18 protein-coding genes are annotated in these 20,584 nt (G+C 66.6%); 13 read left to right on the plus strand and 5 right to left on the minus strand.

Annotated features, from left to right (window positions below):
• A partial coding sequence (locus ACWXWW_RS16690; protein ID WP_455971031.1) for a sugar phosphate nucleotidyltransferase occupies positions 1–189 on the minus strand: 189 nt, incomplete at its 3' end.
• 183 nt (positions 190–372) lie between these two features.
• Between ACWXWW_RS16690 and ACWXWW_RS16695 the strand changes: the two genes are divergently transcribed.
• From ACWXWW_RS16695 to ACWXWW_RS16715, 5 genes are all read left to right on the plus strand, one after another.
• Positions 373–2,421, plus strand: a complete 2,049-nt coding sequence (locus tag ACWXWW_RS16695; protein ID WP_455971033.1) for a glycosyltransferase — start codon at positions 373–375, stop codon at positions 2,419–2,421.
• 116 nt (positions 2,422–2,537) lie between these two features.
• A complete protein-coding gene (locus ACWXWW_RS16700; RefSeq protein ID WP_455971035.1) occupies positions 2,538–3,707 on the plus strand; it encodes a hypothetical protein in 1,170 nt (389 codons plus the stop codon).
• A gap of 96 nt (positions 3,708–3,803) precedes the next feature.
• The gene (locus tag ACWXWW_RS16705) at positions 3,804–4,889 is read left to right on the plus strand and encodes a glycosyltransferase family 4 protein (protein WP_455971037.1); all 1,086 of its coding nucleotides are present in this window, start codon (positions 3,804–3,806) and stop codon (positions 4,887–4,889) included.
• Positions 4,890–4,899: 10 nt separating this feature from the next.
• The gene (locus tag ACWXWW_RS16710; protein ID WP_455971039.1) at positions 4,900–5,823 is read left to right on the plus strand and encodes an NAD-dependent epimerase/dehydratase family protein; all 924 of its coding nucleotides are present in this window, start codon (positions 4,900–4,902) and stop codon (positions 5,821–5,823) included.
• Positions 5,820–6,926 carry a glycosyltransferase gene (locus tag ACWXWW_RS16715; RefSeq protein ID WP_455971041.1) on the plus strand — a complete coding sequence of 369 codons (1,107 nt, stop codon included), beginning with the start codon at positions 5,820–5,822 and terminating at the stop codon, positions 6,924–6,926. Before ACWXWW_RS16710 ends, ACWXWW_RS16715 begins: the two co-directional genes overlap by 4 nt.
• Before the next feature lie 137 nt (positions 6,927–7,063).
• On the opposite strand, the gene ACWXWW_RS16720 is transcribed toward ACWXWW_RS16715, so the two are convergent.
• On the minus strand, positions 7,064–8,134 hold the full coding sequence (locus tag ACWXWW_RS16720; RefSeq protein ID WP_455971042.1) for an acyltransferase family protein: 1,071 nt from the start codon (positions 8,132–8,134) through the stop codon (positions 7,064–7,066).
• A gap of 235 nt (positions 8,135–8,369) precedes the next feature.
• On the opposite strand from ACWXWW_RS16720, the gene ACWXWW_RS16725 reads away from it, so the two are divergent.
• Both ACWXWW_RS16725 and ACWXWW_RS16730 read left to right on the plus strand, forming a co-directional pair.
• The gene (locus ACWXWW_RS16725) at positions 8,370–10,115 is read left to right on the plus strand and encodes a DUF4012 domain-containing protein (RefSeq protein ID WP_455971044.1); all 1,746 of its coding nucleotides are present in this window, start codon (positions 8,370–8,372) and stop codon (positions 10,113–10,115) included.
• A 172-nt stretch (positions 10,116–10,287) separates the two neighbouring features.
• On the plus strand, positions 10,288–11,385 hold the full coding sequence (locus tag ACWXWW_RS16730; RefSeq protein WP_455971046.1) for a glycosyltransferase: 1,098 nt from the start codon (positions 10,288–10,290) through the stop codon (positions 11,383–11,385).
• A gap of 28 nt (positions 11,386–11,413) precedes the next feature.
• Here the strand turns inward: ACWXWW_RS16730 and ACWXWW_RS16735 are convergent, their stop codons facing one another.
• On the minus strand, positions 11,414–11,782 hold the full coding sequence (locus tag ACWXWW_RS16735) for a VOC family protein (protein WP_455971048.1): 369 nt from the start codon (positions 11,780–11,782) through the stop codon (positions 11,414–11,416).
• 53 nt (positions 11,783–11,835) lie between these two features.
• On the opposite strand from ACWXWW_RS16735, the gene ACWXWW_RS16740 reads away from it, so the two are divergent.
• From ACWXWW_RS16740 to ACWXWW_RS16750, 3 genes are read left to right on the plus strand one after another with little or no spacing between them, the layout of a single operon-like run.
• A complete protein-coding gene (locus ACWXWW_RS16740; RefSeq protein WP_455971049.1) occupies positions 11,836–12,303 on the plus strand; it encodes a MarR family winged helix-turn-helix transcriptional regulator in 468 nt (155 codons plus the stop codon).
• Positions 12,304–12,349: 46 nt separating this feature from the next.
• Positions 12,350–13,408 (plus strand): acyltransferase family protein, encoded by a 1,059-nt coding sequence (locus ACWXWW_RS16745; RefSeq protein WP_455971051.1) that lies wholly within the window; start codon positions 12,350–12,352, stop codon positions 13,406–13,408.
• A gap of 33 nt (positions 13,409–13,441) precedes the next feature.
• Positions 13,442–14,407, plus strand: coding sequence for a glycosyltransferase (locus ACWXWW_RS16750; protein WP_455971053.1), 966 nt, complete (start codon positions 13,442–13,444; stop codon positions 14,405–14,407).
• A 153-nt stretch (positions 14,408–14,560) separates the two neighbouring features.
• Here the strand turns inward: ACWXWW_RS16750 and ACWXWW_RS16755 are convergent, their stop codons facing one another.
• Entirely contained in the window at positions 14,561–15,253 is a 693-nt protein-coding gene (locus ACWXWW_RS16755; RefSeq protein ID WP_455971055.1) for a hypothetical protein, read from the minus strand.
• 426 nt (positions 15,254–15,679) lie between these two features.
• Complete coding sequence (locus ACWXWW_RS16760) at positions 15,680–16,513, minus strand: EamA family transporter (protein ID WP_455971057.1); 834 nt, start codon at positions 16,511–16,513, stop codon at positions 15,680–15,682.
• Positions 16,514–17,030: 517 nt separating this feature from the next.
• On the opposite strand from ACWXWW_RS16760, the gene ACWXWW_RS16765 reads away from it, so the two are divergent.
• The 3 genes from ACWXWW_RS16765 (at position 17,031) to ACWXWW_RS16775 (ending at position 20,517) form a co-directional block, all read left to right on the plus strand.
• Positions 17,031–18,470 (plus strand): O-antigen ligase family protein, encoded by a 1,440-nt coding sequence (locus tag ACWXWW_RS16765; protein ID WP_455971059.1) that lies wholly within the window; start codon positions 17,031–17,033, stop codon positions 18,468–18,470.
• A complete protein-coding gene (locus ACWXWW_RS16770; protein WP_455971061.1) occupies positions 18,467–19,498 on the plus strand; it encodes a hypothetical protein in 1,032 nt (343 codons plus the stop codon). The genes ACWXWW_RS16765 and ACWXWW_RS16770 overlap by 4 nt, the downstream gene beginning before the upstream one ends.
• Before the next feature lie 128 nt (positions 19,499–19,626).
• Positions 19,627–20,517 carry a carbohydrate kinase family protein gene (locus ACWXWW_RS16775; RefSeq protein ID WP_455971063.1) on the plus strand — a complete coding sequence of 297 codons (891 nt, stop codon included), beginning with the start codon at positions 19,627–19,629 and terminating at the stop codon, positions 20,515–20,517.
• Positions 20,518–20,584: the final 67 nt, after the last annotated feature.

A 20,584-nucleotide genomic window follows, 5' to 3' on the forward strand; every position in this document is an offset into this window, starting at 1 on the left:
ACGCTCGAACGAGGCCGCATCATGCGGCGTCGTGATCACCAGGATCTCCCGGATCCCCGCCAGCATCAGCGTCGACAGCGGGTAGTACACCATCGGCTTGTCATACACCGGCACCAGCTGCTTCGACGTCCCCAACGTCACCGGATGCAGACGCGTCCCCGACCCACCCGCAAGAATGATGCCCTTCACACAGCCCATCGTGACACAGGAACACGGCCGGTCCATCGTCCTTATGTCAGTCGCTACCTGGGTTAGCTCCGCGAGAGCTACCTACCCTCGGTAGGATGAAGGCTCGTTGTCGAGGCGCACCGCGGACGTACGGATTGCGTTGCGGTCATGCTCCGACGTTGGGAAGCACTACGAGGGATGCAGATGACCGATACAACCGTTCGAGTGCTCGAGTCAGTGGCCGCACCGGGCCCGACGATCAAGTACATCGATCAGGTAGTTCGATACGCCCCCGACGACATCGAGTTCGAGTACTTTTCTTGGCGGCGTGCGATCTTCGGCAAGTATGACGTCTTCCACGTTCATTGGCCGGAATTTCTCATCCGGTCACGCAAGCCGTGGGCGAGAAGGATTCAGCGGGTTCTTTATCGAGTATTTATCCTGCGGCTTCGTCTTACGCGGGTACCTGTAGTGCGTACGCAACACAACCTCGAGCCTCATGAGCCTGGCGACGCGGAGGAGCGACGCCTACTGCGTGCCCTCGATAACGTCACCTCAGTGCGAGTTCACATCAATCGAGCGGGACGCATTCGTGCAGACGACGTGAACAAGATCGTCCTTCATGGTGACTATCGCGAGCAGTTGGCCGGCTTCCCTGTGGCGGATGTTGTTCCAGGGCGTTTCCTGTTCTTCGGAAGGATCGAGCCCTACAAGTCGGTGCCGAAACTCATCGATGCGTTCTCTGACGTTGCCACTGCGGGGGATGAGCTCCGGATCGTGGGCCGGCCGACGGACTCTATACGGACTCAGATCCAACGTGCGCTGGAAAGGTGGCGGCGAACGGACGCGTCCGTCACGGCTCGTCTCGAGCACGTTTCCGACGCCGAGATGGTGACCGAAGTCACTTCCTCAGAAGCGGTCATCTTGCCGTACAGTGAGATGCACAATTCCGGTGTTCTGCTGGTGGCTTTGTCGCTGGGGCGGCCGGTGATTGCGCCTGTCTCGGATGTCAACACGGCGATAGCTGAAGAAGTCGGACCTGGTTGGGTTATTACTTACGACGGGCCTTTCGACAGTGAGAAATTGCGGGCGAGCATTCATAGGTTGCGGTCCGAGGAACGTGGGGCGATCGACCTGAGGGAAAGAGATTGGCGGCATGTCGGACGCGGATATGCTGATGTGTTTCGCGGAACAATGCAGAAGCAGGGGATTCGTTTGCCCAATATTTTCGTGAATGTCGGAGGGCAGAGGGATAATATCGGCGACTCCCTGCTTCGTCGTGCATATCTGAATGCTCTCCGTGGGTACGGCAACCTGCATGCGTACGTCGGACCCGATGCAGATTACAGTTCGGGCCTCGGTCTTACGTCAGCTGACCGCAAATATGAGTCTCCGCGGAAATGGCTTATCGCTGCATTCCGCGCCGCGGCATTTGGGAGAGACGTTGTCTTTGCGGCCAACACGGGAGAGGTCGTCGGGACCGATGAGGAGTGGAAGAAGGGGCGCTGGCAGGAACTCCTCTCCTGGTTCGTCAACGTGCGCGGAGGGAAGACGATCATCGCCGGTGTCAGCGTGCGGCCGGGGTCAGATCCCGCGAAGTCATCCCTCCCCTTTCTCGCGAAGCGTGCGGCGATCACTACGTGGCGCGACGAATGGACTCGAGTTCAGTTCAAGGTCGGCAGCGTTCAGCCGGACTGGGCGTTTTCCTTCGGAGAGCCCACGGGTGAGGTCGGCGAACGCGAAGTGATTGCCATCGCGATGCGCGGGGACCGGGAGTTCCCCACCGACGTTTGGTTCGAGGACGTGCGCACAGTGTTGGAAGCGACCGGGGCGCGTCCAGTCCTCGTCGTGCAGGTGCGTAGGGATGCGGATCGTGCGCGCGAACTCGCCAAACGCTTGGGCGCCGAGGTCCTTGAATGGAGCGAGGGCACCTCACATGCCGGGCAGGAGGAGAAGGTGCGAACTCTTTACCGGTCCGCGGTAGCTGTGATCTCCGATCGTATTCACGCACTGATTGTCGGCTACACGGAAGGTGCGGTCCCGCTCGGGTTCAGCACGGAGTCGCCGGAGAAGGTCGTGCGCTCGCTGGCCTCCGCCACCTCGGTGCGCCTCCTCGAGCCGGCCGGATCTTCTGCTCAGACGTGGCTCGACGCGCTCTCGAGCCGGGACGCCCTAATGGCCGACCTGCGCCAAGCGAAGGAGGCACTTGCTGATATCACCGCCAGGATTGGTGCAACGGTCGGGCCTCGTTGACCGGCGCTCGCAAGGGCGTCCCTTGCAAATGCGAGTGAGAGCGGCACGATCTTCGTCCTCAGGACAAGACGAAAAGGCGCGGCTAGGATGAACCGCGGCCGAGTCGGCTGCGAGACATGAAACGAGCGGTGGGGGCGATGACGGAACGGGCCATGAGCCGACGGCGGGCACGCAGGGCTGTGCCAACTCACCGCTTTGCCGTCGCGACGGGCACGCTGTTTTACCTGTCACTTGCAATTGGCTTCGTCTCTGGCCTCGCTATAACCGTCCTTCGCGAGTCGGTGCTACCGGACCAGTTCGGTCGTGACGCTAACCGCATTTTCGACATCGCAAGTGGTCGGGTGCCAGATTTCCAGGACGGCTCCTATACACCGGTGGGGCTCACCTACCGAGCGCTCGGTCTCGGTGAAAATCCGGATCTGGCTGCCTTGAGTGGGTATCTGCTCGCCTCAACAGTCCTAGTTGTCGCCCTCATCCGCTCTGGTCGTCGAAGTGCCACCGTGACCACTTCCGCCTATATCGTCGCCGCCTTTGTGCTAGCTGGCGTATACCTTGGGCAGTACTCGAAGGACGTCTTCGTTCTTGTGCCCGTGCTTCTGTTGGTGATGCTGCCGAAGTCGGTGTGGTGGGACGCCTTCGCAGTGGCAGCTATGTTGCTCTACGCATACTTCTTCCGGGATTATTGGGCGCTGGTCGCTCTGGCTTATGTCGGATTCCGGGCCGTTGCAATATGGCAAGTACGGCTGCGCTATCTTCTGATCGGTGGAAGTCTCGCGGCCGTTGCTATCGGGTTGGCATTCTACTTTGTGCTCGGCTGGGACCCGAATCATTTCCGCACGGCCGTCCAGGGTCATCTGGATGCCAACACCTTGATTGTCCCCTTGGAGCCGGCGCCACAGCCACTCGGCGGAATCGTCGACGTGTTCCTCAACTATTGGCTCCTATTCGTTCCAGTGCTGCTCCCGGTACTCGCAGGCCCCGCATATCTGCTCGTACTGATCGCTTATGCGTTTGTTCGTGTGACGCCCTTGCTTGTGCTGCGCTCCGCCACCCGTTGGCCCGGAGCGCGTTCGCTCGACGGAGCACTGCTGCGCCGCTCTCTTGCGCTACTGCTCGCCTTCGGAGTTGTTCAGGCCGTTTTTGAACCAGATTATGGATCGGCATTGCGACATTTCACGCCTCTCATGCCGCTCGCCTTGATGCTTATCCAGTCGGCCAGGGCGGGCGTAGCGCGCGAGGGGCGCGCTCGCCCGTGGACTTGGTCCGGTGCTGCAAGCGCGGCATAGCCGTTGGGTGGGGACGGGTGCCCGTCTCCGCCGTGGGCTGACGGTTCGCAAGCGGCAACGGTCTACGATGGTGACTCGATGCATAGCGAACACGAGATGCCCACTTCCAGCGTGACGATGCTGTGGATCGAGTCGACGAGAATCGGATCCGCGGCTCGGACGCACATGGACGGCACTCGTAGTCGCCTTGAGGCGGCCGGAATCGCTGTTCGCGAGCAGATCTTCTCAGAGGCAACAGCTGAGGGCCTTGTCAATAAGTTGCGACGGTTGCTCACGCTCGTGCGCGCCGGGCGACGGGCGGCGCATGCCGGGGTGCTCGTTACAAGGTGGCACCCGTTCCTCGCGTTCGTGGCTCCGCGGTGGCGCCGCGCCGGCGGGAAGATCCTGCTGTTGGTCCAAGGAAACGATGAGTCTACGTACGAGACGAATCCTTGGCTCAAGAAGATTCCCGGTATCAAGCGAATGATGACGCAGAGCCTGCGAGCAGGGTCATCGGTCCTCTGCGTCAACCGCGGGCTCGCAGAGTGGGTCGTAGCGCAACGTGCCGGCGTAGGCGGCGCCGTTGCAGTCATGCCGAGTGGTGTCAGCGACCTCTTTTTCGACGCTGACCCCGTGGACATGGGAGAGCCCTACGCGCTCTTCTTTGGGGGGTTGGCGCCTTGGCAAGGTATCGACTACATGCTCGCCGCCCATGAATCACCGGATTGGCCCCGCGGGCTCAAGCTGCTCGTCATTGGCGACGGCGTGAAAGCCGACGCCGTTAGGGCTGCTCAGGGCGAAACGCTGGAGTGGCTCGGACGCAAGCGCCCGGAGGAACTTGCCGGCTACGTCGCGGGCGCCCTCGTGACGCTCTGCCCGAAATCGAACACGGGCTCAATGGCGCGTGTGACCACACCGTTCAAAATGCTCGAGTCCGCCGCCGCAGGCGTCCCCGTCGTGGCCACAGACATCCCGGCCCAGGTCGACATGTTGGACGAGGGTGGCTATGGCGTCCTTGTCGATTCCAACGATCCAGCAGATCTTGCGCGCGCTGTCAGCCGCCTCGTTGCCGACAGGGAGTTCCGCGACGAGCTGGTTTCCCGAGCTGAAAAGTTCTCGCCACGTTGCCGCTGGTCCTTTGCGGCCCCTCAGCTTGCTGCCGCGATCAAGGACCTTCAGCGCGAAATTCAGCGCAAGGCATAGGGGGAAACGTATGAGCCGTGTGCTTGTGATCGGTGGAAACGGCTTCGTCGGGTCGTACGTGGTCGATGAGTTGGTCGCGGCGGGCCATCAGGTGACGGTATTCGACCGGTTTTCCGGCCCGAAGCGATTCTTATCGCGTCCCCACGCGGAGATCTCGGGTGACTTTCTGAATGTTGGCGACGTGGAAACCGCCCTCGCCGATCAAGAGATCGTGTATCACCTACTCTCGACAACCACGCCGGCGACGGCTGAACGTGATCCGCTCCTCGATGTCCGCACGAACGTAACGGGGAGCATCGAGCTGTTCCGGCTTGCCGTGGAGGCGCGGGTCCAGCATCTCTACTTCGTGTCTACCGGAGGGGCGATCTACGGGGATCAGCCGGATGCATTGGTTTCGGAGGATGCATCGCCGCGGCCGGTATCTCCTTACGCGATCGGAAAGCTCACGATTGAGCGATACCTCGAGTATTTTGGACGCGTTCAGGGACTTCATTCCACCGTGCTACGGCTCTCGAATCCGTATGGCCCGCGCCAGAGCCCGACGCGGCGACAGGGTGTCATCCCGATTTTTCTGCGAAACCTCGCACACGGGAAGCCGCTGACCGTTTTTGGTGACGGCAGTATGGCACGCGACTACATCTATGTCGAAGACGCAGCGAAGCTTCTTGTCGCCCCGTTGGGTGTAAAGGGTGAGCATTCGGTGTATAACGTGGGTTCTGGTGTCTCCCATACCCTAAACGACATTGTCGACTCAATCCGACGCATAACCGGTCTGCCGCCGACTATCGAATACAAGGACGTGCCGTCCACTTTCGTGGACCATATCGCCCTGAGCACCCGTCGGTACGAGGCCGACTTCGGAGGGCTCAAGGAGCTGGTGGACCTCGACGAGGGTGTGCGGCGAACCTGGGCGGCATTGTCGGAGGAGCAGTGAGAGATCTCGTGCGGAACGATGTGAAGGTGCTCCACGTTACTGAGGCGATGGGCGGAGGGATCGTTACCTTCCTCGACAGCATCTCGCGCAGGCAAGCGGAAGCAGGCGCGAAGCCAGCGGTTCTCTACACAGTGCGTCCTGACACTCCGCGTCGCGAGATCATGCGAACCCGCTTCCACCCTGACGTGGACCTGCTGCCCGCGATTTCGGCGGGCGGAACGGTGAAGAATACATTCGCGCTGATGATGATCCTCAGGCGTCTGGCTCGATCGGGCGAGTACGATGCGATCCACTTCCATTCCTCAATAGCTGGCGCCGCTGGGCGTATCGCGCTGATTGGGGTAGACGCGCCGGTCTTCTACTCGCCACATGGATTCGCCTTCCTGCGCGAGAGCTCGTCTCGATGGGTACGGAAGGCTTATCAGATTCTCGAGATGCTTTGTGCGCGCAAGGGTTCTCTCGTTGTGACATCCGCTGGCGAGGTCGAGCTCGCTCGAGGCGCCCTGCGCTCACGCTCTGTCGAGTATCTCCGCTCGGGCGTCCCATCCGAGTCGATACCCGCCCGTCCGCACGAATATGTGCACGACGGGCTGCCCCTTGTCGTCACAACCGCGCGCATCACCTACCAAAAGGCGCCTTGGCGGTTCGCATCGGTCGCGCGCGCGCTCCAAGGAAAGGCCCGCTTCTTGTGGGTAGGCGGCGGAGACCCCGAGGATATCTCGCGCTGGATCGGAGATTCTCCGGTCGAGCTGAGGGACTGGGTGAGTCCGGAAGAGCTCGAATCGATCTTTGCCGACGCGGACATCTTCCTTTTTCCGACGCTGTGGGAAGGGATGGCTCTGTCTCTTATCCAGGCGCAAGGTCGGGGCATTCCCGCTGTCACGACCGACGTGGTTGGGAATCGGGATACTGTCCTTGATGGTGAGACCGGCTTTGTTGCGCGGACAGATGAGGACCTGATCGAGGCAACTCGTCGACTCATCGAAGACCCTGCACTCCGACGTAGGATGGGCGTCGCTGCTGCGGAACGGGTCCGTGCCCATTTCACCGATGACGAAATCGGGCGCGACTCCCTCCGCATTTACCAGCGCCTTTCCGCCTGAGCTGCCCACTCAACTCTCGCCAGCATCGTCGGAAAGCGCTCGTTCACAACGTCAGCTCTTGCGTTGGCCCGAGATCGTTTGTAGGTCGGACGGCGCCGCCACTCGCGCCGCGCCGCGACCGAAGGACAGATGTTGCGTCATCGGGTCGGTCCAAACTCCTTATCGTTCGCCCGCTGGGGGCTTCGGGCTGGCGAGAGCATTGCGCGGAGCCTCCGGTCTGAAGGAGTTTCGATCCAACGGTGGAGAGTGAAGGCAGTCACTGTTGCAGTGAGGAGCCCGCACAGGACACCCGGTGGAAGGGGGAGACGCGCGTTGACGAACAAACCAATCACCAACTCGAGGGCGACTAGGTGTACGAGGTAGAAGCAATACGACCACGCGCCGAGCGTCACAAGGATCCGTGACTGTGTCGGGAGTCGTCGTCCGGAAGCGTCAGCGCTGCCCAGCGCAACGATGAGAAGCGCAAACGGGATCAAGGTGACGGCGTAGCGCGAAAAGGAATATGGGACGAAAGCGGCGAGAGTGACGCTGGCGGTGGCCAGCAGGGCAGCAAGAGCGACCGAGACCCGGGGTCGCCACCCGCGAGACATCAAGGTGCCGAGGACGACCCCGAGAACGAACTCGGGGAGTCTCGCGGGAGGGAAGACGACGGTGGCCCACTGAAGGGTACGGGTGTATGGGAAGAACGAGCCTACTGTCGCTATCGTGAATGAGACGCAGACTGCGGCGACTCCGAGCGTCCATAGTCCCCTTGTGTTAAGTCGACGCGTTAAGGTTCGTATTATCGGGAACGTTGCATAGAAGAACACTTCGCACGACAGGCTCCAGAACACCGCGCTCGCCGCGAAATAGATAGACGGGGACGGTACCCAACTCTGGAGCAGAGTGAACGCGGCGAGATCACGCGCGATGAGGTTTCCCTCGAAGAGCTTGAATGTAAGCGCAAGGACGACGGCTGCCACATACGCCGGCGCGATCCTCGCGAGTCGGCGTATGTAAAAGTCTCGGGCACTGTCCTCTGGCCGGTCCGTCCACGCCATCACAAAGCCGCTGAGGAGGTAGAAGAGCGACACACCGACCATGCCGGACGATACGCCGTCGTAATGTTCGTTCGCATGGTGCCAGAAGACGAGGAACGCCGCGATCGCGCGTATGCCGGTAAGGGAGTCGAGACGAGCGCGCGCGAACGGGGGCTGTGCCGTGTCCATGGTCCCAGCCTCGCACAGAGTCCCCGGTGTTCCCGCAGGCTTCCAGCTCTCGCGCAACCTAAGCTGAACCTGGGGCCGGCTGCGCTGCGTGACAGCTCGGCGAGGCACTGAGCCGGTGAACCGGCGACGAGCAGGAGTCAGGGAAACAACTATGACTTTAGGTGCATCCAAGCAGTCTGATCCTCCGGCGCCTCGGGGCGAAGCGCCCGAGCGCCGCCGACGTAGGCGATGGCGCTTGTTCGCCTGGGGCATCCCGCTCCTTGCGCTCGCGTACGTCGGCGCGCTCGGTGTTAGCGCGTTCGTCGCGTATGGCGCCCTTCGCGACGTCGTCCCTCTGACGGGCGACATCCAAGAGGAGATCGCTTCGGCCGACACGGCTGGAGCACATTCTTCCGTTGAACAGGTTGCGGAGAAGACCGGAACTGCGCGCACCGCGACCGATCACCTGCTTTGGCGCGGAGCGGAATGGCTCCCGTTCGTGGGCGACGATATCGCCTCAGTGCGGATCGCGGCCGCGGCAGCGGATGATCTTGTGCGCGAAGCACTTAAGCCCTTCGCGAGCGTTGACATCGCTGCGATCGGCCCTCGAGACGGTGCGATCAATCTCGACGCGGTTCGCTCCCTTGCTGAACCGACATCCAAAGCAGCGGTCGCGACGGAGAAGGTTCAGATCGATCTCTCTGCCATCGACACGTCAACGCTGCTGCCTCCCGTCGAAGAGCCTGTCGGCGAACTGAGGGCCGCCGTGGGTGCACTTTGGCCCACTCTCGTCCGGCTTGAGGAACTCATGCCGCACCTTCCCACGATGCTTGGCGCAGACGGCCCCCGCAATTACATCGTGATTGTGCAGAACAATGCGGAAGCTCGGACGACAGGGGGAAACCCCGCGTCACTCATGATGCTGACTGCAGATCAGGGGCGGATTTCGATCACGCAGCAGGCGGCTTCGACCGATTTTAACAACGGGCGTCCGGAGCCAATCGTCGACCTCGACCAGGGTACTGAGACCCTGTACGGCGATCGTGTTGGCAAGTTCATTCAGGACACGACGATGTCGCCCGATTTCGGCGAGACCGCGCGGCTCGTGCGTGCCTTCTGGCAGGAGACGTACGGAGACCCAGGCGTTGGCGTTCTGTCGCTTGATCCTGTGGCTCTCTCGTACATTCTCGGTGCCACTGGGCCGGTGGAGATGCCCGGGGGCGGGGCGCTCAATTCTGACAACGCCGTACAGGTCTTGCTCAATGGCGTGTACTTCAAGTTCCCAGGCGACACGATCGCGGAGCGCGAAGCGCAGGACGCCTACTTTGCGGCGGCGGCGGGAGGGGTGTTCCAGAAGGTGACGGACGGCTCCGCCGATGTCGTCAAGCTCGCGCAGGCGTTCGGTAGGGCCGGGGCTGAAGGGCGCCTTTATTTTTCTTCGACTGACCCTGTGGAGTCGCAGGCTGTGCAGGGGACGACCCTCCTTAACCCGCTTCCGGCGGACAACGAGGATGAAACAGCACTTGCAGTGTTCGTCAACGACACGACCGAGGGAAAGCTCGACTACTACGCGGATATGAGCGTCGAGGTCGAGTCGAATGTCTGCCAGGTTGCATCCGACGAAGCGCCGACGTTCACGACTAAGGCGACGTATAACTACAACCTTCAGCCGGGCGACATCGCGAGTCTGCCGACCTACATCTCCACCGGCATCTACTTCGACCGCGGCGTGAAGGCGACGGATATGGTGTTCTACGGCCCCGTCGGAGGCACGTATGTCTCCGCGAAGGTCGACGGCGCCGAGGTGCAGCCGGACGTCGGCACCATGGACGAGGGGCGACCAGCGGTCCGCATCCGCGTTGAAAACCAGCCGGCCACATCGCTTACCTTCGAGGTGACGTTCAGCGGTGCGCCTGACCAGGAGTACGGCCCCCTCAGCGTCGTCCACACTCCGCTCGTCAAGCCGGTTCCGGTCGAGACATCGAGCCCGGGCTGCGGCTGACGAAACTGGGGCGGCCACGCGGAACGTGAGCGTGGTCGCCCCAGCTGCGCTTCCTGTCGTCGCCATGTGTCCGCGACGCCCGCAGTCGCGCGGCGCGCCATCCGCTGCCTCAGGCATCCGCTCAGACGTCGGCCCATAGGATCGAGACCACAGCTTCAACAAGGAGACACCGGTGAGTGGTCTGATCGTGCATGAGTGGCTCTCGCCCGCAGGCGGGTCGGAGAACGTGTTCGAGGCCATCGCGCAGGTCTTCCCCGACGCGGAGCGCTGGTGCCTGTGGAATGACGCCGGCGACCGGCTGCAGCCCGTCCACGAGACCGTCCTCGCACGCACGCCGCTGCGCGGGCGCAAGGCGCTCGCCCTTCCGTTCATGCCGACGGTGTGGCGTCACCTCCCTCAGCGCGACGCCGACTGGGTGCTCGCGAGCACGCACCTGTTCGCGCACCACGCGCGCTTCGGCGGCCCGGCACGCGACGTGCCGAAGCTCGTCTACACGCACACGCCGGCGCGCTACATCTGGGTGCCCGAGCTCGACGGGCGAGGCGACAGCCTGCCCATCCGTGCGGTCTCCGCAGCGCTGAAGCCGCTGGACCGCAAGCGCGCGCAGGAGCCCGTCGCGATCGCGGCGAACAGCCGGTTCATCGCCGATCGGATCGCCGACGCCTGGGAGCGCGAGTCCGAGGTCATCTACCCGCCCGTCGCGGTCCATGGCTTCGGCCAGGAGCCTGACCTGACGGCGGCCGAGCAGGATCAGCTCGACGGGCTGCCGGAGTCGTTCATCCTCGGGTTCTCGCGCTTCGTGCCATACAAGCGCCTCGATGCGGCAATCGCCGCCGGCCGCGCTTCCGGACTGCCGGTCGTGCTCGCCGGGTCGGGTCCTGACGAAGACCGCCTCCGCACGATCGCGGATGAGACGTACCCCGGCGCGGTGACCTTCGTGCACCATCCGTCGAATCCTCTGCTGACCGCCATCCTGCAGCGCGCTTCGGCGCTCGTCTTCGCGCCCATCGAGGACTTCGGGATCATCCCGGTCGAGGCTATGGCGGCCGGCACGCCCGTGCTCGCGAACGCCATCGGGGGAGCGGTTGAGTCGGTGCTCGACGGCGTCACGGGCGCGCACGTGCACGACTGGGACTCTCCGTCGGAGCTGCGCGCGGCGGTCGACAAGGCGCTCGCCTCGTCGCCGGCGGAGTGCCGGGTGCGCGCGCAGCGGTTCGGCGAGGACGTCTTCGCGCGCGAGATCCAGGGGTTCGTCGAGCGGAACGTGTGAGGAAGGGCGCCGGAGCGCCCCTTCTCGCCTACGCCCGGTCGTGGATCGTGACGTGATATCCGTCGGGATCCGCGAAGGTGAAGGTGCGCCCGAACGGGCCGTCGATCGGCGCGGAGACGATCGTGTGACCCGCATCGGCGAGCGCATCGTGGATCTCCTGCGCGTCAGTCGCGTGGAGCCAGATCGCCGTGCCGATGCCCGGCTGCGCGGCCGACTCGAGCTCGGTTCCGGGCACGATGTCGCGCAGGGCGAACGCGATCGGACTCGTCTCGAAGACGACGGCGTGCGGCGGCCCTGCGGGCGATCGCACGAGACCGAGGTGCTGCTCGTAGAACGCCTGCGACGCCTCGAGGTCGCGCACCTGCAGGGAAATGAAATCGGGGCCGGTGACGGGCATGTCTGCTCCTTTGTGTCAGATAACTGACAACGAGGCTATGTCAGACTTCTGACATGAGTCAAGACGTGATCGATCTCGAGACATCCCTCGGCTATCTGCTGAAGGAGGCGTCCTCCGCGCTCCGTTCGGCCATGGAGGCCGTGCTCCGACCGCTCGGGATGACGGTGACGCACTACGCCTGCCTCGAGCTGCTCGCGCAGCGGCCGGGCCTGTCGAACTCCGAACTCGCACGCGGTGCATTCGTGACGCGTCAGTCGATGAACGTGCTGCTGCAGACCCTCGAGCAGGACGGCTCGGTGACGAGGCCGGCGGAGGCCCGCGTGGGGAGGGTGCTGCCCGCGGAGCTCACCCCGCTCGGCCGGGAGCGCCTCGAAGCGGCGAGCACCGCCGTCCGCGCGGTCGAGGACAGGATGCTCGGGGGGATGACCCCGCAGGAGCAGGAGGCGGCGCGGTCTGCCCTGCGGAGCATGATCGCGGCGCTGACCGGGCGCGGCGACGCGGAGCGTGCCGAGGAGCCGTGACGGCCCGGCCCCGGCCATCCGAACCCTCCCGCATAGGCTGGGGCGCATGGCCCGGACCGAGCGCATCGTGTGGATCGACGCGGCCCGCGGCATCTGCGTGCTCGGCGTCGTCCTCATGCACACGACGCTCTCGAGCTACCTCGGGCACCTGCAGCCCGGTGCATCCACGGGCTTCTGGTCGTGGTTCATCGACGCGATGACGCCATTCCGCATCCCGGGGCTCGCGATGCTGAGCGGCCTGCTGCTGGCCCGGCGGATCCGGCACGGATGGTCCGACCGCACCGTGCGCGTGTCGGTCGCCTCGTCGTACTGGCTCTACGCGGTGTGGCTCCTCGCGTTCGCGCTCTACGCCGGGCTCGTCGGCGCGTACGTCTGGACGGGCCCGCTCGGCGGCGCCGGTGCCATCCGCTGGGACGCGTACCTCAACGAGCTCGTCCTGCCGAAGACGCTCCTCTGGTACGTGTTCGCGCTCGCCGTATGGACCGCCCTCCTGACGACGCTGCGCAGGGTCGACCCCGCGCTCGTCCTCGTGACGCTCGTCGTCGTGTCGATCTGCAGCCACTACGTGCCGGTCGCCGACAACAACGACCAGTACCGCAACCTCATGCGATACGCCGTCTTCTTCGCGATCGGCGTCTACGGATCGGCCTGGCTGCGCGAGCGCGTCGCGTCGCGGCACCTCCCGTTCGCGCTCGGTGCGCTCGCCGTGTACCTGGGCGCGGGCGGCATCATGGCCATGGGCGATCCGCACGTCGGTGCGGTGCTGTCGGTGCCTCGCGACTCGGCCGCGGCCATCCTGCTCCTGCTGCTCATGGCGGTGATCTGCCGGGCGCGGCCCGTCGGCCGGGCGCTCGCGTGGATCGGGCGGCGGACCCTGCCGATCTACGTCCTGCACGGACTCCTGCTCGAGCTGCTGTCGCGCGTGCCGAACTGGGGCCTCGTGATCGACCGTCCGGTCATCCGCTCGCTCGCGCCGCTGCTGGTGACGCTCGCCATCGCCATCCTGTCGGTCGCGGTCTATGAGCTCGTCATGCGCACCCCCGCGCGGGTCGTGTTCGAACTGCCGTGGCCGGCGAAGCGCGCGCTGCTGGGCGAGCGGCGGTAGGGGCCCGGTCTCTGGGACGACAGAATGGAACCCATGGCACAGGTCGCGATCGACACCCGGTGGGATGGCATCGCCGGCATCCAGCGCTACTCGCGCGAGGTGCTGCCGCGGCTGACGACGCCGTGGCAGTCGCTCGGGCTCGACGGCGACCACCTCGCGCCGCTGGACGCGCTGCGCGCCGTGCCGCGCGACCGCCTCATCTACTCGCCCGGCTACAACGCCTTCGTGCGGGCGAAGCGGCAGCTCGTGACGCTGCACGACCTCATCCAGCTGCAGACGCCGTGGCCGGGGCGCGCGAAGTACCTCGCGTACTACCGGCTCGTGGTCCGGCCGGTCGTGCGGCGGACGGGGGTCGTGCTCACGGTCTCCGAGACGTCGAAGGCGCTCATCGAGGAGTGGCTCGGCGACGATTCGGTGCAGGTCGTGAACGCGGGCATCGGATGCTCCGACGCCTTCCGCGCCGACGTCGCGCCGGCCCCGGGCGATCCGTACCTCATGTACGTCGGCAACCTCCGTGCGCACAAGAACGTCGAGGTCGTGCTCGACGCCCTCGGGCGCGTGCCGGATGCGCGACTGCGGATGCTCCTGCCCGCGCGCGAGCACGAGCAGGCCGAGCGGATGGCCGCGGAGCGCGGCATCTCGGCTCGCGTCGGGCTGCTCGCGGGGATCGACGACGCGGCGCTCGCGCGCCACTACCGCGGCGCGGCCGCGACCGTCATGCCGTCGACCCTCGAGGGCTTCGGCCTTCCCGCGCTCGAGAGCGTCATGACCGGCACTCCCGTGCTCTTCTGGCGCGGGTGCGCGGCGGTCGCCGAGACGGTGGGCGATCGCGGCCTCGCCGTCGAGAACGCGACCGACGTCGAGGAGTGGGCCGGCGCCATCCGCTCGGCCCTGGCCTCCCCGCGTCGCGTCGATCCGCCCGCGTCGGGATACGACTGGGACGCGACCGCGCGCACGATCGACGCGACGCTGGGGGAGCTGCTGGCCTCCGGTCGTTGAGCGCGCCGTCCCGTTCGTTGAGCGGAGCTTCCGGTCGTTGAGCGGAGCGAGCGCCAGCGAGCGCAGTCGAAACGTCGTGAGCCGATGTCGGGACGGGGTGTCGTTTCGTCTCGCTTCGCTCGCTCAACGACCGGGGGGCGCTGACGATCCGCGTCAGCGCGGAACGGTCTCCAGCTCGAGCGTGATCAGCGGAAGCTCGTCGCAAGGAACGACGACCGTGACGATTCCGCCCGTGGGCAGCTCCGCGCCGATCGCATAGATGTGCGGGTCGGTGTCGATGAACGCGCCATCGAGCTCGAGGCCATCCGCGATCAGCGAGATCGGCCGCTGGACCGCGCGCTCGCGGATGTCGGGCGCGGGCGGGAGTCCGCCGGCGACTCCCTCGAGGCCGCGTTCGATGCGGAAGGTGTTGCGCAGCACGTGGTTCGCATGCTGGACGAGCACCCCCGCAAGAGACGCTTCCTCCGAGGGATCGCGGTGCCACGTCGTCCGCACCGCCTCCCACAGCTGCGGAAACCGCATCTGCTCGGTCATCTCGACGAGCCAGTCCGGCCGAGGGCGGGAGGAGGCCACCTCGAGGGAACGCCGCATGTCATCGTCCATCTCGACGAGGTTCCCCGGGGCCATCCGGTTGTCGGGATCGCGGATGAGCGTGTACGTGAAGCTGACGTGCATCTCGCGCAGCCCGCGGCCGTCCTGACCCTGTTGGTAACCGGATGGCATGGCGCTCTCGAGATGCCGCTGCGGCACGAGAGTCAGCACCTGCACCGGCATCTCCCGGAGCTTCTGACGCCACTCCACGCGCGGGTCTGGGATGTCCTCCGGCGATACCTCGACGTACTGCATGGGTTCCAGTGTGGTCGAGTGCCGTCAGCGCGGCCAGGAACTCGAGGAAGGTTGCGTCGTTTCGTCTCGCTTCGCTCGCTCAACGACCGGGAGATGGGGCGTCCTTCCGGTCGTTGAGCGGAGCGAGCGCCAGCGAGCGCAGTCGAAACGTCGCGAGCCGATGTCGGGACGGGGTGTCGTTTCGTCTCGCTTCGCTCGCTCGCCGACCGGGGGTGATTGCTCGCTCAACGGGGGTGGCCGTCCTCCCGGTCGTTGAGCGGAGCGAGCGCCAGCGAGCGCAGTCGAAACGCCGTGAGCCGACGTCGGGGCGGGTGTCGTTTCGTCTCGCTTCGCTCGCTCAACGACCGGGGTGGTTGCTCGCTCGACGACCGGGGTGGGGCGCTCGCTCAACGATCGGGGGTGTGAATGCTCGAGCCGAACGCGCGCTCACGTGCTGATGAGCACGAGCGCGAGCGTGCACAGCGCGAGGCCGATGCCCTCCGTGCGCGTCCACCAGCGACGCGTCACGATCGCCGCCGCGATCACCGTCACCGCGGGGTAGAGCGACGTGACCGCCGCCGCGATGGCGAGATCGCCCAGCTGGGCCGCGACCTGGTAGCTCACCGTCGCGACGCCGGCGAGGACGCCCGCCACCGCCGCCATCCCGAGCGCCCGCCGGGGGAGCGGGCCGCCGGTGCGCAGGACGCCGACGGCGAGCACCGTGAGGAGCGCGACCGACACGCCCTGGCCGACCGCGAGGGGCACCAGGCCCGCGGCTTCCGACGTCTGGCCGAGGCAGGTGAACTGCGTGCCGAAGCCGGCGCCGGCTCCCGCGCCGATGAGCAGGCCGCGCCGGTCCGCTGCGGACCGGCCGCCTGCCGCGACGAGCCAGATCGCCGGGACGACGGCGATGAGACCGGCCGTCTGCAACGGCGTCGGCAGACCGCCGAACGCGACGCCGACGACGACCGGGATCGTCACCGCGACGACGCCCGACATCGGTGCGACGCTCGTGACCGAGCTCGTCGCGATGCCCCGGTAGATCAGCACGTTGCCGATGGCGCTGCCGAGCCCCGCGCCCGCGCCCCAGAGGACATCCGCTCCGGTCGGAGCTCCCTGCCCGACCGGCGAGACGACGAGGAGCACCGCGAGCACCGCCGCGCATGCCTGGCTGATGAGCGCGACGACCCGCGCGTCGATCCGCTCGGATGCCCGGCCGCCGACGTAGTCCGACAGTCCGTACGAGACGGCCGCCGCGATCGCGAAGGGGAGCGTGAGCACGGTCGTTCAGTCTGCCGGAGCGGCGAGCTGATCGCGATGCCGCTGGGGTGCACGCAGCACGCTGTCCCGCGCGCACTCCGGGGAGTCGTGCCCGTGCGTCGCAGTCAGGACGATCGCCGGCTGCATCGAATCCTCCTCGGTCGGGCCTTCGCGTCCGACCGTAGAGGGCGGCGCTCCACGCGGGAAGTGCCGCTCGTCGTCACACGCTGCGTGGCGGCGGGAATGCTCCCCACTCGTCGCGCTCCCTCGAAGCCTCGGCCGGGTCAGCGCTCATGGAGCGAATGTACTCGCCGAGGTAAGGAAGGGAGAACGCGACGTATCCGTGGCCGTCTGCCTTCACGCAGCCGGTGTCGATGAGCCGCCGCTTGTAACCCTGAAGACGAGCGTTGCCGTCTGATCGCGAGCGCGGACGCACATCTGGGGACTATCGCCCGGGCACCGCCTCCCAGGGCTCGGAAGTGAGAGCGCTAACCTGGATGGCGGGGGACGCAAGACCTCCATACCGTGCCGTCGACGTGTGGAGCAGATCGTGATCGTCCTGGCCGAGCCGTCGTTCCTCGGCTCCCGCACGCCGCTCGAGATCGTCCTCATCCTCGCGGCAGCCCTGCTCGGGGCCGGCGTCATCGTGCTGCTGTCGTTCCGGCTGCCGGCGCGGACGCTGCTCGCGGGCGCCTTCGCGCTCGGCACGCTGCAGTTCTTCGGCCCGTTCGGCTTCACGTCCCTCGGGCTCATCGCGACGGCGGCCCTCCTCCCGGGCGCGATCTGGCGCTTCTGGCGCGGCAACGCCCACGTCTGGATCGGGCTGCTCGGCGCGCTCGCCGTGTGGCAGGCGATCTCGGTGCTCTGGGCCGACAAGGTCGGCTCGGCCGCCTATGGCGTCCTGCTCACCCTCGCGCTGATCGCCACCGCGCTCCTCGCGCGCGAGACCATCCGCTCGTCTCCGCAGGGCCTCATCGCGGCGCTCGCGATCGTGTCGCCGCTCATCCTCATCGAGGCGTGGCTCGTCACGCTCTTCCGCCTCGCGCCCGATCTCGAGAAGGCGTATCTCACGTCGCCGATCGCGCGCGTGTTCACCGAGCCGGGCGTCGAGATGATCGCGCACGGCAGCACCGAGAACGTCAACGACATCTTCAAGGCCGGCGGCCTCTTCCTGAACGCGAACACCGCATCGCTCTTCCTCGCGGTCGTCGCGTGCCTGTACGTGTGGGCGGCCCTGCAGCGCCCGGGCCGCGCTCGCTTCTGGCTGTTCCTCGCGGTCGCGGCCATCTCGCTCGACGCCTCCCTCGGAACCGGATCGAAGACCCCCCTCGTCGCCATCGTCATCCTGCCGGTGCTCGGCGTGCTCGCCCTCGTCGCCGTGCGCAAGCCCATCCTCACGGTCGTCGTCGCGGTCGCCGGCGCAGGGCTGGCCGCGGGCGCCGTCGCCGTCGTCACCGCGATGCGACCGCGCCTGCTCGACGAGGTCGTGCGCACGCTCGACGAGCGGCGGCGGCTGTGGGGCGTCGTCTTCCAGAGGTTCCCCGAGAACTGGTTCACGGGGCTCGGATTCGGCAACTGGCGGCTCACGATCGCGGAGGAGTGGCGGATGGCCTTCCCCGGCCGCGGCCTGCAGCTCTTCCCGCCGCACAACCTCTTCGCGCAGGCGTGGGCCGACGCCGGCATCATCGCGCTGCTCCTGACGATCGCGCTGTCGCTGCTCCCGATCATCGCCGTGCTCCGTCGCATCGGTGCCGTGCGCCACGACAAGCTCGTCTCGCGCGGGTCCGTCGAGCTGCTCGTCGTGTTCGTCGGCGTCTCGTGGGTGCTCGCGCACGGCATGCTCGACACGACGACGTTCCTCGGCGACAACCACCTCGTGCCGTTCTTCGCCGCGATCACGGCGGTCGCGTTCTCGACGCGGCTCGGGACGCGGCAGGATGGTCGCATCCCGTCCGCCTCCGTCAGTCAGGCCGCATGACCACCTACGTGTACTACCCGCGCGGGCTCGCCACAGGCGGACCCGAGGCGCTGCACCAGCTCGTCGACTCGCTCCGTCGCCAGGGGCAGGACGCGTTCCTCGTCCCGGTTCCCGGCACCGAGGACGCGCCTCGCGCGGAGCGCTACGCGCACTACGACGCCCCCGAGGCGCCCGCGGTCGTCGATGCGCCGGGAAACGCCATCGTCGTTCCCGAGACGCAGGCGCTCCTGCTGCGGGGCCTCGCGCACGCGCAGCCGTTCGTCTGGTGGCTCTCGATCGACTACGCGCCGCGCTTCGTCATCGAGCGCGCTCAGAAGTCGACGCTCCCGCTCGAGCGCACGCCGATGTCGCGCCCGCCGCTCATCTGGGCCCGCCACCTCAAGCGCGCCCTGCGCGGTGTCACGACGGGGGAGGACGCCGTGCTCGCCCGCGCGGGCCACCTCGTGCAGTCGCACTACGCGTGGAACCACGTCTTCGCGCACCTCGGCCGGGTGGGGACCATCCTCTCTGACTACACGCCCCTGGACTTCCCCGCTTCCGTGACGGTCGAAGGCCGCGCGCCGCGCATCACCTACAACCCCGCGAAGTCGGCCGCGCTCATGCGCGAGTTCTCGCGCCGCTGGCCGGGCATCGAGCTCCTGCCGCTGCGCGGGATGACGCGCGACGAGGTCGCCGACGCGCTGCGGACATCCCTCATCTACCTCGACCTCGGCACGCACCCCGGCAAGGACCGGATGCCCCGCGAAGCCGCCGCGATGGGCTCGATCGTGCTCGTCGCGCGCCGCGGCGCGGGGGCCAACGACGTCGACGTGCCGCTGCCGTGGGAGCACAAGGTCGACGTCGCCCCCGACGTCGTCGCGGCGGCGGACACCGCCATCGAGCGCGTGCTCGCCGACCCGGCCGCCGCACTCGGCGCGCAGGAGCCGTACCGTGCGGCCATCCGCCGTGAGCGCGAGGTGTTCGACCGCGAGGTCGAGGCGGCGTTCATTCGAGGCGAGTTCGGCCGCGACGGCGCCGCGGGGGTGTAGGGGCGAGGGCCAGGCGGCGGTCGGCCGGGGCCGGGCGGCGGTCGGCCGGGGCCGGGCGGCGGGAGGCGCCAGGCTCCTCGATATAGTCGACTCCGCGCGCGGTCCGCGCGGCGAATGAGAGGGAGACCATGGACACCGCACACACCGCCGACGTCCTCGTGATCGGCGAGGCTCTCATCGACATCGTCGATGCCCCGCAGGGTGCGAGGGAGCACGTCGGCGGGAGCCCGGCCAACGTGGCACTGGGCCTCGGGCGCCGCGGCGTCAGCGTCGCGCTCCTGACGCAGATCGGCGACGACGAGCGGGGGCGTGCGATCCGCGATCATCTCGCCGAATCCGGCGCGCGGGTTCTGCGCGAGTCGGTCACCGCCGCGAAGACCTCCACGGCCGTGGCGCACCTCGCTGCGGATGGCGGCGCCCAGTACGACTTCGACATCGCGTGGAGCGCGCTCCCCAGCGTGGAGATCGCCCCGCGGCTCATTCACACGGGCTCGATCGCCGCCTTCCTCGAGCCGGGTGCCGCGTCCGTTCGCGAGCTGCTTGCGCAGACGAAAGCCCGTCACATCACGTTCGATCCGAACATCCGCGTCGACCTGCTCGGCGATCGCGACGAGGCGCTGTCGGCGTACGAGGCGATCGCGCGGCTGTCCACGCTCATCAAGATGAGCGACGAGGACGCCGCGTGGCTGTATCCCGGGCTCTCGATCGATGAGGTGCTGGACGCGGTGCTCGCGCTCGGCCCAGACGTCGCCGCGATCACGCAGGGAGCCGCGGGCGCGTCTCTCGCGACGGCGAGCGCGCGAGTGCGCGTCGCGCCGGTCGCCGTGCGCGCCGTCGACACCATCGGAGCAGGCGACACATTCATGACGTCGCTCATCCACTCGCTCCTCGCGCATGGGGACGCGCCCGTGACGCGCGAGGTGCTCGAGAGCATGGGAGCGGACGCCGTGCGCGCCGCGGCGATCACAGTGTCGCGAGCGGGCGCCGATCTTCCGTGGGCGCATGAGCTCGACGGGTAGTTGACTTCCGGCGACAGCAGCTCTAATCTGAACGCGTTATACGATTAACTTCGACGATGAGGAAGCA

Source organism: Microbacterium sp. KNMS (assembly GCF_053851835.1).